The organism is Acidimicrobiales bacterium, from assembly GCA_022452035.1.
GTDB lineage: Bacteria > Actinomycetota > Acidimicrobiia > Acidimicrobiales > MedAcidi-G1 > UBA9410.
Window position 1 is genome coordinate 1 of the sequence record JAKURV010000015.1, and the last position, 13,969, is coordinate 13,969.

The 13,969-nt window shown below is 66.1% G+C and carries 14 protein-coding genes and 1 pseudogene; 2 read left to right on the top strand and 13 right to left on the bottom strand.

All coding sequences use genetic code 11. The features are described 5' to 3' along the window. On the top strand, nt 1–1,304 hold a 1,304-nt coding region (locus tag MK181_06640), incomplete at its 5' end, for a hypothetical protein (protein MCH2419477.1). A 52-nt stretch (nt 1,305–1,356) separates the two neighbouring features. On the opposite strand, the gene MK181_06645 is transcribed toward MK181_06640, so the two are convergent. From MK181_06645 to MK181_06675, 7 genes and pseudogenes are all read right to left on the bottom strand, one after another. Next, nucleotides 1,357–2,553: a thiolase family protein gene (locus MK181_06645; GenBank protein ID MCH2419478.1), complete on the bottom strand. Its 1,197-nt coding sequence runs from the start codon at nt 2,551–2,553 to the stop codon at nt 1,357–1,359. Between the two features lie 25 nt (nt 2,554–2,578). Continuing rightward, nucleotides 2,579–3,001: an OB-fold domain-containing protein gene (locus tag MK181_06650; protein MCH2419479.1), complete on the bottom strand. Its 423-nt coding sequence runs from the start codon at nt 2,999–3,001 to the stop codon at nt 2,579–2,581. Nucleotides 3,002–3,086: 85 nt separating this feature from the next. Beyond that, nucleotides 3,087–3,689, bottom strand: a complete 603-nt coding sequence (locus tag MK181_06655) for a nitroreductase family protein (protein MCH2419480.1) — start codon at nt 3,687–3,689, stop codon at nt 3,087–3,089. A gap of 38 nt (nt 3,690–3,727) precedes the next feature. Next, nucleotides 3,728–4,396 (bottom strand): hypothetical protein, encoded by a 669-nt coding sequence (locus MK181_06660; GenBank protein ID MCH2419481.1) that lies wholly within the window; start codon nt 4,394–4,396, stop codon nt 3,728–3,730. A gap of 94 nt (nt 4,397–4,490) precedes the next feature. Continuing rightward, entirely contained in the window at nt 4,491–8,039 is a 3,549-nt protein-coding gene (gene dnaE / locus MK181_06665; GenBank protein MCH2419482.1) for a DNA polymerase III subunit alpha, read from the bottom strand. A 13-nt stretch (nt 8,040–8,052) separates the two neighbouring features. After that, a pseudogene (locus MK181_06670) lies at nt 8,053–8,478 on the bottom strand (bacterial proteasome activator family protein). 143 nt (nt 8,479–8,621) lie between these two features. After that, a complete protein-coding gene (locus tag MK181_06675; protein MCH2419483.1) occupies nt 8,622–9,758 on the bottom strand; it encodes an alkaline phosphatase family protein in 1,137 nt (378 codons plus the stop codon). A gap of 93 nt (nt 9,759–9,851) precedes the next feature. Between MK181_06675 and MK181_06680 the strand changes: the two genes are divergently transcribed. Beyond that, entirely contained in the window at nt 9,852–10,292 is a 441-nt protein-coding gene (locus MK181_06680) for an Rrf2 family transcriptional regulator (GenBank protein ID MCH2419484.1), read from the top strand. Here MK181_06680 and MK181_06685 read toward each other — a convergent pair. The 6 genes from MK181_06685 to MK181_06710 form a co-directional block, all read right to left on the bottom strand. Then, the gene (locus MK181_06685) at nt 10,289–11,254 is read right to left on the bottom strand and encodes an RluA family pseudouridine synthase (GenBank protein ID MCH2419485.1); all 966 of its coding nucleotides are present in this window, start codon (nt 11,252–11,254) and stop codon (nt 10,289–10,291) included. The two genes, MK181_06680 and MK181_06685, sit on opposite strands and share 4 nt — an antisense overlap. Beyond that, nucleotides 11,251–11,688, bottom strand: a complete 438-nt coding sequence (gene lspA / locus MK181_06690) for a signal peptidase II (GenBank protein MCH2419486.1) — start codon at nt 11,686–11,688, stop codon at nt 11,251–11,253. The genes MK181_06685 and lspA overlap by 4 nt, the downstream gene beginning before the upstream one ends. Nucleotides 11,689–11,717: 29 nt before the next feature. Then, nucleotides 11,718–12,227, bottom strand: a complete 510-nt coding sequence (locus tag MK181_06695; GenBank protein ID MCH2419487.1) for a hypothetical protein — start codon at nt 12,225–12,227, stop codon at nt 11,718–11,720. A 153-nt stretch (nt 12,228–12,380) separates the two neighbouring features. Further along, the gene (locus tag MK181_06700) at nt 12,381–13,070 is read right to left on the bottom strand and encodes a DivIVA domain-containing protein (GenBank protein MCH2419488.1); all 690 of its coding nucleotides are present in this window, start codon (nt 13,068–13,070) and stop codon (nt 12,381–12,383) included. 64 nt (nt 13,071–13,134) lie between these two features. Continuing rightward, a complete protein-coding gene (locus MK181_06705) occupies nt 13,135–13,392 on the bottom strand; it encodes a YggT family protein (protein ID MCH2419489.1) in 258 nt (85 codons plus the stop codon). 12 nt (nt 13,393–13,404) lie between these two features. After that, entirely contained in the window at nt 13,405–13,923 is a 519-nt protein-coding gene (locus MK181_06710; GenBank protein MCH2419490.1) for a cell division protein SepF, read from the bottom strand. Nucleotides 13,924–13,969 lie beyond the last annotated feature (46 nt).

Genomic DNA, 13,969 nt, shown 5'->3' on the forward strand with positions numbered 1-13,969 from the left:
CTGAGCCAATCCGAGTCCTCACGACCACCCTGGACGCCATGGCCGCCGGCGGCATGCACGACCACTTGGGCGGCGGGTTCGCCCGCTACTCGGTTGACCCCTACTGGCTGGTCCCCCATTTCGAGAAGATGCTCTACGACAACGCCCTCCTGGCCCGCGCCTACCTGCACGGGTGGCGGGTGCTCGGCCACCGCCGCTGGCTTCAGGTAGCCACCGCCGGAATCGACTACGTACTGCGGGACCTCCGTCACCCGGACGGCGGTTTCTTCTCAGCCGAGGACGCCGACTCGGAGGGGGCCGAGGGCACGTTCTACCTGTGGTCGCTGGATGAAGTCCGTTCGGTGTGTGGGGAGGACGCCGATGAGGCCATCGAGTGGTACGGGGTAAGCGAGGCCGGCAACTTTGAGGGGAGCAACATTCTCCACCGGCCGGTGCGAGGCGACCTGGAGCGCCCTGATGCGGTTGAACGGGCCCGAGTAGCCCTCTTCGCTCATCGGGAGACCCGGGTTCGACCGGGGCTGGATGACAAGGTCCTGACCGAGTGGAACGGCCTGATGCTGGCGACTCTGGCCGAGGCCGCCCTGACTGTGGGGCGGGAGGACTGGCTGGAAGCGGCCACGGCGAACGCCGACTTCCTCTGTCGGACTCTCAGGCGGCCGGACGGCCGGTGGCTGCGCTCCTGGCAGGCTGACGCCGGAGCCCACACTCTGGGCTACGCGGCAGACCACGCAGCCATGGTGGACGGCCTGACCCGGCTCGGTGAGGCTTCCGGTGAGGCCCGATGGACCGAGTTGGCCGTGTCAACGGCCGACGTCCTCCTGGACCGTTTCCTGGACAGGGAGAACGGCGGATTCCACGGTACCGGAGATGACGCTGAAGCCCTGGTTCGCCGGCCCAAGGACTTGCTGGACAACGCCCAGCCGTCAGCCAACAGCCTGGCCGCGGTGGCCCTGCTGCGCCTCGGAGCGCTGGTCGGAGACTCCCGCTACGTCGAGGTTGCCGCGGGGGTACTACGGCTGTTGGGCGATTCGGTCACCGGACACCCCACTGCCTTCGGACACTTGTTGGGAGCCGTCGACCTCCACCACACCGGTATCACCGAGGTGGTGGTGACCGGAGATCGCCCCGACCTTGTCGCCGCGGTGGCCGGAACCTGGCGGCCGAACACGGTCCTAGCCTGGGGCGAGCCTTTCGGCGGGCCACTCTGGGAAGGACGCGACGGCGACCGAGCCTGGGTATGTCGCGAGTTCGCCTGTCGGGCCCCGGTCGATTCGCCCGACGACCTCCGGGCCGAGTTGGCCTGAGTTGATCTCGGTCCCGGGAATTGTCGAAAGCAACCACCGTCCGCGACGATGGCTAGGCGGCCTTCTCCAGGATGTGGATACCGCAGGCCGAACCAAGGCCGATCACGTGGGTGAGGCCAATCCTGGCGCCCTCGACCTGACGGTCTCCGGCCTCGCCTCGCAGGTGGGTGGTTACCTCGTAGACGTTGGCCACACCGGTCGCCCCAATCGGATGCCCTTTGGAGATCAGTCCACCAGACACGTTGACCGGGGTCCGCCCGTCGCGGAACGGACCTCCAGAGTCGATGAACTCACCGGCTCCGCCCCGCTCGCAAAGGCCGAGGTTGTCGTAGTGAATGAGCTCGGCGGTCGCGAAGCAGTCGTGCAACTCCACCAGGTCGAGGTCTTCGGGACCCACCCCCGCCGCCTCATAGGCCTGAGTAGCAGCGTTCCGGGTCAGGGTGTTCACGTCGGGCTGCACCTGGCCGCTCTCCACCCACGGGTCAGAGGTAAGGACCGAAGCTGAGATCTTCACCGCCCGCTTCTGGACCTCGTCGGGCAGAGACCTGAGGCGCTCCTCAGACACCAGTACGGCCGCCGCCGCTCCGTCGCCGGTCGGGCAGCACATCAGCAAAGTATTTGGATAACTCTGCACCGGGGAGCCCATGATCTCCTCCATGGAGAACTCCTTGCGGTACTGGGCCAGCGGGTTCAGAGTGGAGTGCAGGTGGTTCTTGTAGGCCACCCGGGCGAACTGCTCGAAGCCCACCCCTTCGTTCTCGTAGGCGTACTCCATGCCTGCCTGGGCGAACACGCCCGGCATCGTCTCAGTGCCCAGGATCCCGTCGACGCCGGTCACCGCTCCGTACCGGCCTGACGGCTCGTAGACGTTGGCGTCGTCCTTGGCGCCGCCTCGTAGTAGCCCCATCTTGCCCATCTGCTCGACGCCGAAAGCCAGGCCCATCTGGGCCTCCCCGGCCCTGATGGCTAGGTAGACGGTACGCAGGGCGGTGGCCCCGGTGGCACACGCATTGGTGACATTGAACACCGGGATGCCGGTCTGTCCGATCTGCTTCTGGACCCGTTGGCCCATGCCCGACTGGGCTTGGAACAGGGTGCCGGCCCCCATCACGTCCATGTCGTGGATCGACACGCCTCCATCGTCCAGGGCATCTAGGCATGCCCGGGCGGCGAGGTCCACCGCGTCCAACTCGGGATAGCGCCCGAACCTCGTCATGCTCGTCCCGAGGACCCAGACTGCGTCCGCCATCGAGTACTCCCTCCTGTTCCGTTTCTCAGACCGCTACGTAGCCAAAGGCTACGCACTCGGTCCCGTTGTCATCCGTTCCGCACCCGTAGGTGGTGAACCGTAGGCGCATCCCTAACTCGGCCTTCAGGGGGTCGTCGAGCCCCACCACGTTGGCCCGCACCGACGTCCCGTCATCGGTCTGCACGATGGCCGAAACGTAGGGAACCGGGATCCCCGGAGCAGCCCGGTGCACGATGCTAAAGGCCCGCAGCGTGGCCTCGCCGGCCACGCGGACGTCGGCGAATGCCGCCCTGCCGCACTTCGCACACGCGTTTCGCCGGTCGAAGTAGCGCGCTCCGCAGTTGGTGCACTCGTTGGCCACTAGGTGTGGGTCATCGCCAATCCGCAGGTAGTCAACGATGGGCAGATACTCCGGGACCTCAGCGGTACCGTCAGCCTCTTCGGTCATGTCGGTCCTCCGGGAGGTACTCGATGCCCCACTGCGTCGGACAGTACTGGCACCGTCGGACCGGCTCCCATCCGGGACTAACTAGTCACCAAGTTCCGCGATGAAGTACCTCGTCCAGAGGTCGCCGAGCCCGGGACGTCGAGGCACTGGCCCGGCCGTCTATTAGCGCCGGATGTCCTAGAGCCACCGTGCCGATCGCCTGGGCGTCGTCGGGCACTCCGAACCGTTCCCGGACCGCCTCCTCGTGCTCGAAGAGGCCAAAGAAGCAGCACCCTAGGCCGGCCTCGACGGCCAGCAGCTGGAGGGCCATGGCCGCGAAGGCGGCGTCGGTCAGCCAGTACGGCACCGGCCAGTCGGAGGCTGACCCGCTCAGACTGGAGCTCTCTTTGTCGGGTTCGGCGTAGCGGTTCAGATAACGGGCCGGCAGGCCGAACGCGAGCACCAGGGCCGGGGCGTTTACCAGACCTGGCCACGGGAAGACTGCTCGTCGGTCGGGCGGAAGTGTGGTGTCCCAGTACGCAGATACGTCCGCCCCCTCCAGGGTCAAGAACTCCACACCCTGGCAGTTCCCGGCCGTCGGGGTTCGGCGAGCCCGGTCCACCAAGTCGTCGAGGGTCCCGGCGGCCAGGGGTGTCATTGCAAAGGATCGACAGGAGCGTCGGTCCCGGAGGGCGTCAGAAACGGTCATCGACGGCGCCACCCGGATCGGTTCCGGCGCCCCGGAGCTCAGAGGTGCTTCTCGAGGTCCTCGGCCAGGGCCCAACCGAAAGCCACCAGGACGTCGCCCTTGGCCACGTCAAGGCTGTCGAAGTAGGCCGCCACATCGGCGTCCAGCTTCTCGGGTTTCAGGCTGGTGTGGTCGAAGACGCAGGCCTGGGTACCTTTGCCTGGCGACACGAACCGTCGCTCGTCGTAGGACAGGGTCGACAGGCCAAATCGCTTGACGAATCGTCGGCCCCACGCCCTCTCCTCGCCCGAGGCCCTGTGGCCGGGACGGGGCACGATCTCGGTCAAGGCCCGAAGGGCCTCGAATCCCGATGGCTCATTGAAGCGGGATCCGATTACCACGTCCTCGTCGGGGAAGGCCAGGACAGCTCGTCGGAGCTGCTCGGCCACAAGGGCCCGAAGCACGGTGTCTCGCTTGGAGGTGCGGTGGATGGACGCCATGCCAACGATCACGGCCGGGGTCCCTCCGATGCGCTCCAGCGTGCTGAACGAGAATCCCTTGAGACGCCCGCCCGCCCTAGCGGTGGTGATGAGCACCCACTCTTCGGTCTGCTTAGAGATCAGGCCGATGCCGAACGGGTTAGGCCCCTCGGCACAGAGGTCGGCCATCTCTTCGATCTCGGCATCGCCGAGCATCGTGCAGTCCTTGGTCTCGACCTCGATCGCCATCAGCCCCGATGCCTCCGATTCCGCCTGCTGGTCCCCCTCCATCCTGCCGGACGACCGGGGTGTTCCCAACCCGTGGCTGCTCTCTGGTTCCAGCTCAGCCGGCCAGAACGGCGTCAGCACCCAGGAGGATCCGGATTTCGGCCACTAGACCGCTGGCCGGGTCGACCGAGAAGTCGTCGGGCAGTCGGAGTACCTGACGGTCACCCAGGTGGAGGTATACCTCGGAATCTCCAGGATGGGTGGCTAAAAGTTCCTTGAGTTCCTCGATGGTTTCCTCGTAGACCCGGTTCATCGGCAGCTGGACCCGGACCGGACGGGACTGGTCCAGTTGTGTGGTCTCGAGGACCTCCACGTCCTGGCAGATCACCTTCGGGAGGTCCTCTCGTCGGTCGATTCGACCCCTGACTAGCACGATGGCGTCGTCGGCCAACTTGTGGCCGTGGTCGGCCATCGTCTTCGGGAAAACCATGACCTCTATGGTCCCGCCTAAGTCCTCCAGGTCGAAGGTGGCCATCAGGTCGCCCCGACGGGTCCACTTTTTGGCCAGGTTGGTTACCACCCCACCTACCACCCTGAAGACGCCGTCGTCCGCGTCCTCCAACTCGCCGATAGTGGAGTCGGCTCGACGTCGGAGGGCCGACTCGTAACCCAATAGCGGGTGGTCGGACACGTAGAGGCCGAGCATCTCCTTTTCGAAGGCCAGACGGGTGGCCTTGTCGAACTCGACGTCGGCCACCTCGGCCCGCTCGTCGAACGACGGGCCCTCAGAGCTCTCCCCGAACAGCGACATGACCCCCATGTCGTGTTCCTTTCGACGCGCCACCGTGTGGTCGATGATCTGCTCGTGGGCGTGTAACAGGCCCTGGCGCGGGTGGCCAAGGGCGTCGAAGGCCCCTGCTTTAATCAGGGACTCGATGGTCCTCTTGTTGAGCACAGTTGTGTTGCACCGTTCGGCAAAGTCGTAGAAGTCGGCGAACGGACCGTTGGCCGCCCGTTCGGCTTCGATTAGTTCCACCAGGCCCTCGCCTACGTTTCGTACTGCGGAAAGCCCGAAGACGATCCTCCCGGGCGATGCGTTCGGCTCGGCGGCCAGGTCTGGAACCGGCTCGAAGTTCGAGCGGGCCACATTTATGTCAGGTACGCCTACTTCGATATCCAACACCCGGCATTCGTTGAGGTAGACGGCAGCCTTATCCAGGTTGGACCTCACGCTGGTCAATAAGGCGGCCAGATACTCCACCGGATAGTGGGCCTTTAGGTAGGCGATCTGATAGGCGATGAAGCCGTATCCGTAGGAGTGGCTCTTATTGAATGCATAGTCGGCGAATTGCTCGATGATGTCGAACATCTCGTCGCCGAGTGCCGACCCGTAGCCGGTGGCCTCGCAGCCCCCCACAAAGGCGGCTCGCTCATGCTGCATGAGTTCCCGGTCCTTCTTGCCGCAGGCCTTCCGAAGGTTGTCTGCCTCAGCCAGGGAGTAACCGGCGAACTTTTGGGCCACTCGCATTACCGACTCCTGGTAGATCATGAGGCCGTAGGTGTCTCCCAGGATCTCCTCGGCATCTGGGTGGAGGTGGACTACCTGCTGTCGCCCGTTCTTGCGGTCGGCGTAGTCGTTGTGCATATTGGCCGCCATCGGGCCGGGCCGGTACAGGGCGACCAGGGCGGCTACGTCCTCGAATGAGCTCGGAGCCAGGGAGCGCATCAGGGCCCGCATAGGGCCCGACTCGAGTTGGAACACCCCGATGGAGTCACCCCGGGCCAGCATGGCCAGTGTCGGCTCGTCCACCAAGTCCACCGCATCGATGTCCACCATCTCGCCACGGGTCCGTTCGATGAGTTGGAGCGTGTCGGTGATGACGTCCAGGTTCCGTAGACCGAGAAAGTCCATCTTCAGTAGGCCGAGGTCCGCAACCCCGTTCATGTCGTACTGGGTGACGACCGGGGCGTCCTCAGGATCTTGTCCAGACTCCGGCTTACGCTGAATGGGGAGATACTCGGTGAGCGGCTCCCGGGTGATGACCACGGCCGCCGCGTGGATCCCATCCTGGCGACGGAGACCCTCAAGACCCCGGGCCACGTCCACCACGGCCCGTACGTCGTCGTCATTGCTGTACATGTCCCGCAGGTCGGCAGCCACCTTGAAGCCGTCGGGGTACTGCTCGTCTTCGTCCAAGCAGGCGGCCAGTGGGGTGTCGCGTCCCATGATGAGCGGTGGCATGGCCTTGGCGACACGGTCGCCTAAGGCGTACGGGTAGCCGAGCACCCGGGCCGCATCTCGGACAGCGGCTCGAGCCTTGATCTGCGAGAAGGTCACGATCTGGGCCACGTGATCCCGGCCGTATTTTTCGGCCGCGTACCGGATCATCTCGTCACGGAACCGAGAGTCGAAGTCCATGTCGATATCGGGCATGGAGATTCGGCTGGGGTTCAGGAAGCGCTCGAACAACAGGTCGTACCGAATGGGATCCAAGTCAGTGATCCGGAGGGAGTAGGCCACCGCGCACCCGGCAGCGCTGCCCCGGCCTGGGCCGACGCGAATCCCCTGGTCTCGGGCGTGCCGGATGAGATCCCAGGTAATGAGGAAGTACGACGAGAAGCCCATGTCGCGGATGGTGGCCAGCTCGTAGGCCAGGCGCTCCACAACCCGGTCATCGAGCTGATTACCCCACCGCGTTCTCGCCCCCTCGAAGGCCAGGTGCTCAAGGTAGGAGTCAGCGTCCTCGAAGCCCTCGGGAATCGGGAAGTCGGGCAACCGGGGATTGCCAAACTCGATTTCCACCCCGCACCGCTCAGCGATCCACAGTGTGTTGTCGCACGCGTCGGGCAGATCCCGGAACAGCTCGCGCATTTCGTGAGTGGACTTCAGGTAGTGCTCTTCGCCGGAGAACCGGAAACGGTTGGGGTCGCTCATCTGGGAGCCCGTCTGGACACAGAGGAGGGCGTCGTGGGCCCGGGCGTCCTCCCGCCGCGTGTAGTGGCTGTCATTGGTAGCCAGCAGCGGTGCTCCGAGTTCTCTGGCGATTCTCTCCAACTGGGGGTTGGTCCGATGCTGCTCCGGGATTCCCTGGTCCTGGAGCTCGATGAAGAGGTTGTCCTTCCCGAAGATCTCTTGTAGTCGGGCCGCCTTGGTCCGGGCGTCGTCGAAGTCGTCCCTGAGCAGGGCCTGGAGGACATGGCCGCCCAGGCAACCCGTGGTGGCGATCAGGCCCTCGCTGTGCTCGGCCAGTACGTCCCAGTCGACTCGGGGCTTGTAGTAGTACCCCTCCATGAAGGCCCGGCTGGCCACCTGGATCAGGTTCCGGTAGCCCACGTCGTTCTCCGCCAGCAAGGTGAGGTGGTACATCAACTTGCGGCCGCCATCCGTCTCACCACCCGAGTCGTCGACTCGGCCTCTTCTCGACGGACGCTCGAAGCGGGTGTCATGGGCCATGTATGCCTCGGTGCCCAGAATCGGCTTGACCCCCCGGTCGCGACAGGCCCGGTAGAAGTCCAGGATCCCGTACATGTTCCCGTGGTCAGTGATCCCGAGCGCCGTCTGGCCGTCAGCCGCCGCAGCGTCCACCAACTCGCCGATCCGGGCTGCCCCGTCCAACATCGAGAACTCGGTATGGACGTGGAGGTGGGCAAAACCGGCGGTCATCGGGTAGCGCCCCTCACAGGTAAGTGCCGGGCCGAATCTCCGGCCCGTCGCCCGGTTCTCCGGACGGCAGCGCGGGGGGTCGCATCCCGGCCAACTGCTGCTGGGCGGCCATCTGCTGGGCGAACAGGGTGGCCTGGATCCCCTGGATAAGGCCCTCTAGCCACCCGACCAACTGTGCTTGGGCGATCCGTAATTCGTCAGAAGTGGGCGCCACGTCGTCGGCGAACGGGAGGGCCAACCGGCCTAGCTCTTCGCGGAGGTCGACCGAAAGCGCGGCGCCCAACTCGGCTACCGATGTCTCGTAGATCTCCCGGAGCCGATCCCGGCTGGGCTCGTCCAGGGTGGCCAAGCGGACCTCGTCCAGGAGTTGGCGCATCATCGTCCCCACCCGCATGACTTTGGCCGGGTGCTCGATCGACTCGTCGATTAGGTCATCGTCGACCGTCTCGGGGGGATCCGCAGAGGCGTCCACCACCTCCGGCTCGACCGGCTCCGAGGGGCTCGCAGATTGTGCCGTCATCGGTCCGGACTCTATGCCCCGCGACGGTCAACTGTTGGTCCCCTCGCGCACCTCCCAGCGGCTCACGTCAGGGCAAAGACGGCAGGCACCAGCATCTCGGCGGCGGTCAGCGATCCGTGCCGGCCGATGAGCTCGATGGAGCTGACCTCGGCTGGGTCCACGAAGGCCACCGGGTCCCTGGCCACCACGGCCACGTCACCCAGCCGGCCCCGGGCCGTCGACGTCACTCGGTCGCCTAGCCACCCGGCCGACACCACCTCGTCCACCGATCGGACCCAACCCACGTGGTCGAACGCCTGGTGGGCGGCGGCCAGCAGGTCCGAGGCAGCCCCCGGTCGGGAGTGGAGCCACCGGAAGCGGGCCTCACCGCTTTGGCCGTCGACCAGGCCGGTGACCTCTGCCGGTAGGTGGATCAAGCGTTCTCCCACATGCACCTGGCCGTGGTCGGCCGTAACCACAACCGCCGTCCCGGCCGGCAGCCGGTGGAGGAGTTCGGCCACCATGGCGTCACAGGCCGCCAGCTCGTCGTTGTAACGCTCGGCCAGCCCGAACTCGTGGGCCGTCCGGTCGATGTCGTCCCAGTAGGCGTAGACGAACGGTTCCTCTCGTGCGAAAGCGCCTAGCACCTGGTCCACCAGGCCCACCCGATCGGCGTAGCCGAAGAGGCGGGTGTCGGACAGGTGGGCCGCGGTGAATCCGGAGTCGGCGAACTGGGCTCTAGTCACCACCGGAGGTCGTTGGGATCCGAACATCTCGCACGGCTGGAAGAGTCGGGGGTCGTGGCGGCGACGGGCGTCACCGTTTCCCGTTGACCAGCGCAAGGCGTTGAGGATCTCCCCGTGAGGTGGCCCGCTAGACCCACCGACGGCAATCCGGTACCCGACCACACCGTGCTCGCCCGGAGGTAGGCCGGTGGAGATGGATGTCAGGGCCGCCGCCGTGGTGCTGGGAGCCACGGTGGTAATCGGACCTCCCGCCATATCGGTCAGGGTCGGGGCGACCTCGGTCCGATCCCGGAGTTGGAGCCAGCCCAGCCCGTCCAGCACGAGGAGCAGGATTTGGCGGGCCTGCAGGACCTTCGCTGGCAGCCAGGTCGGTGCCGCGGAACCCTCCAGGAGGGCCGGCACGAGGGCGGTCACGCAGGCGTCGTGGTAGGCCGGAACGACCGGGGTGGTGGCTTCCCCGACAGAGTGGTCCATGGTTTCCCGACCGTAGCGGTGGTCGGGCACCGTCGACGCCCGGGTGGGAGCGACATCGGCCCCTCGGTCGGTCCACGTCTAGGATCGACCGACGTGAAGGTCTCGACGCGGGGCGACTACGCCAGCCGCGCCCTTTTGTCCCTCGCCCTCCACGGCGACGGCCAGAACCCTCGGTCGGTGCGCGAGATCGCAGACCAGACGGGCCTTCCTCAGCCCTACCTCGAGCAGATCCTCTTGGCCCTGAAGGGCGCTGGCCTGGTCCGTTCGAAGCGTGGGGTCGGTGGCGGCTACGTGCTGGCCCGGGACCCGTCGACAATCCTGCTGTCTCAGATTGTCTCGGCAGTCGACGGCCCAATTGTGGCCGGCGACTTCAGCGACCCGCACACCGACGGGGCCTGCAATCACGAAGGCCAGTGCGTACTCCTCTCGATCTGGGCCAGCGCCGGGAGCCACATGCGGAACTACCTCGACTCGTTCACCCTCGAGGACATCGCCGGCATGGCGCGCGGCGAGGCACCCTGGCCCGACGCCTAGGCCGGCAAGGGATTCGACGGGCCCCCATCAGTCGGGGGGCCCAGGCTCGCCAACAGGTTCTGGAGGTCTTCCGGGAGGGCAGCCTCGAAGGAGAGTCGGGCTCCGGTAACCGGATGGTCGAATGACAGGTGGGCGGCATGAAGGAACGGTCGGCCCAACTCCAAGCCAGCGCGATGGCCACCATAGGCGCCGTCCCCAACGAGGGGATGGCCGATGGCCGACATGTGAACCCGGATCTGGTGGGTGCGCCCCGTCTCTAGCTGGCAGGCCACGTGGGACACCACGGGGTCGTCCCACGTGGCCACCACCTCGTATCCGGTCCGAGCCGGGCGCCCCGATCCAACCACCGCCATCCGAGTGCGGTCTCGGGTCGAACGGCCGATAGGTGCATCCACCACGCCGTTGGCCGTCTCAAGCCGTCCCCAGGCCAGTGCCTCGTACCGTCGTCCGACCGAACGAGTAGCCAACTGCGCGACCAGGGAGTCGTACCCCGCCTGGGAGCGGGCCACGACCAGCGCTCCCGAGGTTCCCTGGTCAAGCCGGTGCACGATGCCCGGGCGAGCCGTCGAACCAACACCTGCGATTTCCGGGTAGGAGGCCAACAGACCGTTCACCAGTGTCCCGGTGCGGTTCCCTGCACCAGGATGGACCACCAGACCGGCCGGTTTGTCCACCACCAGGACGTCCTCGTCGACGTAGAGGACCACCACCGGCACCGCTGCATCAGCGGCTGGAGCGCCCACGTCGTCGCGCTCGAACCCGGTCACTGTCAACTCCTCGCCTTCCCGGACACGGTGGGACCGGAGGGTCACCACCTCCCCATCCAGGGTGACCCGTTCCGCCTCCAGCGCGGCATTAGCACGGCTTCGGCTGACGTCACCGAGCAGAGCCACTACACGGTCCAACCGCTCACCGTCCAGGGCCGCCGGGATGGTCTCCCGAAGGCCAGTGTTCCCGCTCATCGGCGCCAACCCCGCCAGACGACCAGGATCCCTCCCACCACGATCACCGAATCTGCCACGTTGAAAACCGGCCACCATTGGAGGTCTATGAAGTCGACCACGGCACCACCGAAGAATCCCCCGCCCTCCCGGAACACCCGGTCCGCCAGGTTGCCGATGGCCCCTCCAATGATGGCCCCGACGGCAATCCGCGCCACCGGATCGGCCGTACTGGCACCTTGACGAACCAGGAGGGCGATGACGAGCAGGATCAGGACGGCGAACAGGGCACCCCGGCCTTCACCCAAGCTGAACGCCGCACCGGTGTTGAAGACCAGGTGGAGTCGTAGCGTCCAGACGAGATCGATGGTTCGGTCAGCCAGGACGTCAGACGCCCACCACTTGGTTAGTTGATCCAGGATCAGAACCGCGGCCCCGGCGAGGGCCGGCACCATCCACCGGCTCCGACGGCCGGTGCCACCGGTCACCGCCGACCCAGCCCTCCGGCCTTGAACTCGACCCGCTCAGCGGCCCACGGTATGGCCTTGAGTCGCTCCTTCGGGATGTTCTTGCCGGACTTCACGCAAACCCCGTAGACCCTGCGACGGATCCGGTCCAGCGCTTCATCGATCTCTTCCACGGCGGCCCGTGCCTGGGCACTCAGGGCCAGGTCGAGGTCACGCTCCACGGCAAGGGTGTCTCCTTCGCCCGACTCGTCGTCGAACTGGACGTCTCCAGGATCGCGGTCCTCCAGCAGCGAGTCCGCCTCAGCCTGGAGGATGTCGGCGCTCTGCACGTAGCGGGCGCGTTCTGCGAGGAGGGCCTTCTTCTGCTCGTCCAGAAATTTTTTGCCAAACGGAGTCTTCGGAGCCTTGGCGGCAGCCTTTTTGGCCGGAGCCTTCTTCGCTGGAGCCTTGGCGGCAGCCTTTTTGGCCGGAGCCTTGGCGGCAGCCTTTTTGGCCGGAGCCTTCTTCGCTGTGCTCTTAGCGGCCATCACCGCCTCCTCCTAAGTGCCGCCGGGACGATGACCGACGATCGGACGCGGGTCCGATGGGCGGAGGAGCGTACCGGCCTCCCCATGGATCCGGTGGGATCCCGAGGCTCGGATAGGAAAGCCTGATCGGTCCCGTACGGCTTCGAGTCCGGATCAGGAACCGTCGTCGGCAAAGAAGGCGTCAAGGTCTTCGCCGTCACCACCAACGCCTCCGACCGACGGGGCCACGGGGTGAAGCCGCGTCACCACCTCAGCAGGCCGGCGAGCCTCCACCACAGGAGCAGGGGGCGATGCAACAGCGGGTTCCACCGAAGTCGGTTCCGGCCGGGCCTCCATCACGACTGCTGGCCGATCCTCCACTCCCTCTACAAGCGTCCGGAGATCGTCCACGGCCCGCAGGAGGCGGTCCCGATGGGCAGCTACCAACTGCGCCGTCACGTCGATCTCTTCTCGAACTAGGTCCCGCTCGGCTTCCAGCCCGGTCATCTGCTCCAGCATCCGGGCCCGACCGTCCTGGATAGATGCTCGGATCTCAGCGTCGGCCGCCGTTCGAAGGTCGGCTGCTTCGGCCCGGGCATCAGCCATCAGGCTCGCCGCTTCGGCCGCCGCCGTGGCGATCCCCGCTTCCGCCTCGGCTCGGGCGGTACGGGCAGCGTCCAATTCTTCGGCCAGCTGGCGCTCGGCCAACTCCGCGCGCTCTCCGGCACGTCGTGCCGTGGTCCGCAGGTCTTCGATCTCGCGACGCGCCCGATCCAGTAGGTCGTCGACCTCAACGGGGTCGTAGCCCCGCATCTTCGTAGCGATATGGACGTCGTCGAGTTCGTGCAGGATGTCCTCGTCCATTACTCCAGACTACCGCCGTGCCCCCGGCTGCTTGGGGCACCTCGCCAGCCGTCAGCTGACCCGGTCAACTACACAAAACGCCCATCAGGATGGAGATTCCAAAGAACGCCACGATGGGTGAGAGGTCTAGGGCCATGGCGCCCATGCGGAGCGGCGGGAGCACACGGCGCAGTGGCCCGAGGACGGGATCGGTCACCAGGTAGAGGAAACCGGCCACTGTGGCCAATGAACCATCCGGTGAGATCGGGAACCAACTCAACACCACCCGCACAATTAGGACCAGCATGTACAACTGGAGAAGCGAGCAAACCAGGGTCGCCACCGCCCGCCCCTCTCAGTTGGCGAGGTGTCGGCGGTCTTCCACCGACACCTCCACGTCCACCGGTGTCATCAAGTACACCTGGTGGGTGACCTTCTCCATCTGGCCCTCTCCGCCATAACAGACCCCGCTGGCGAAGTCGATGATCCGCCGAGACAGGTCAGCATCTACGCCCTGGAGGTTTACGATCACTGGCTGCTTGGCGATGAAGCGGTCGGCCATTTCCTGGACGTCGTTAAACGACGACGGCGAGACGGTGACGGGCTTGGCCGTGGCCGCCGCCTTCAGGGGCCGAACTGTTCCTGTCGGTTCGGCCGGGATGGCTCGAACTGTGTTCGATGGTGCAACCTTGGTCAAGAGGGGGCCGACCGTTCCGCTGGTCTCGGCGGCTGCACGAGCCTCGGCGAACTCGGTGGACGACAGCGGTCCACGGAGGACCGGTTCGTCGCCGTAATCCTCATATGCCTCGTCGGGCCCGAGGCCCAGCCACATCATGAGCTTTTTCATCTGCACCCGATCGTCCGGCGCCGCCACCGACCAACTGTCGGCGATGGCTCCGAGCGTACTGGCCCGATCCGAG

Coding starts and splice junctions, on each gene's coding strand:
- MK181_06660 (MCH2419481.1), bottom strand. CDS start 4,396: ATGGCGATCGAGGTCGAGACCAAGGACTGCACGATGCTCGGCGATGCC.
- MK181_06685 (MCH2419485.1), bottom strand. CDS start 11,254: ATGAGCGGGAACACTGGCCTTCGGGAGACCATCCCGGCGGCCCTGGAC.
- MK181_06700 (MCH2419488.1), bottom strand. CDS start 13,070: ATGGACGAGGACATCCTGCACGAACTCGACGACGTCCATATCGCTACG.
- MK181_06650 (MCH2419479.1), bottom strand. CDS start 3,001: ATGACCGAAGAGGCTGACGGTACCGCTGAGGTCCCGGAGTATCTGCCC.
- MK181_06645 (MCH2419478.1), bottom strand. CDS start 2,553: ATGGCGGACGCAGTCTGGGTCCTCGGGACGAGCATGACGAGGTTCGGG.
- MK181_06695 (MCH2419487.1), bottom strand. CDS start 12,227: ATGGCCGCTAAGAGCACAGCGAAGAAGGCTCCGGCCAAAAAGGCTGCC.
- MK181_06655 (MCH2419480.1), bottom strand. CDS start 3,689: ATGACCGTTTCTGACGCCCTCCGGGACCGACGCTCCTGTCGATCCTTT.
- dnaE (MCH2419482.1), bottom strand. CDS start 8,039: ATGACCGCCGGTTTTGCCCACCTCCACGTCCATACCGAGTTCTCGATG.
- MK181_06675 (MCH2419483.1), bottom strand. CDS start 9,758: ATGGACCACTCTGTCGGGGAAGCCACCACCCCGGTCGTTCCGGCCTAC.
- lspA (MCH2419486.1), bottom strand. CDS start 11,688: ATGGTGCCGGCCCTCGCCGGGGCCGCGGTTCTGATCCTGGATCAACTA.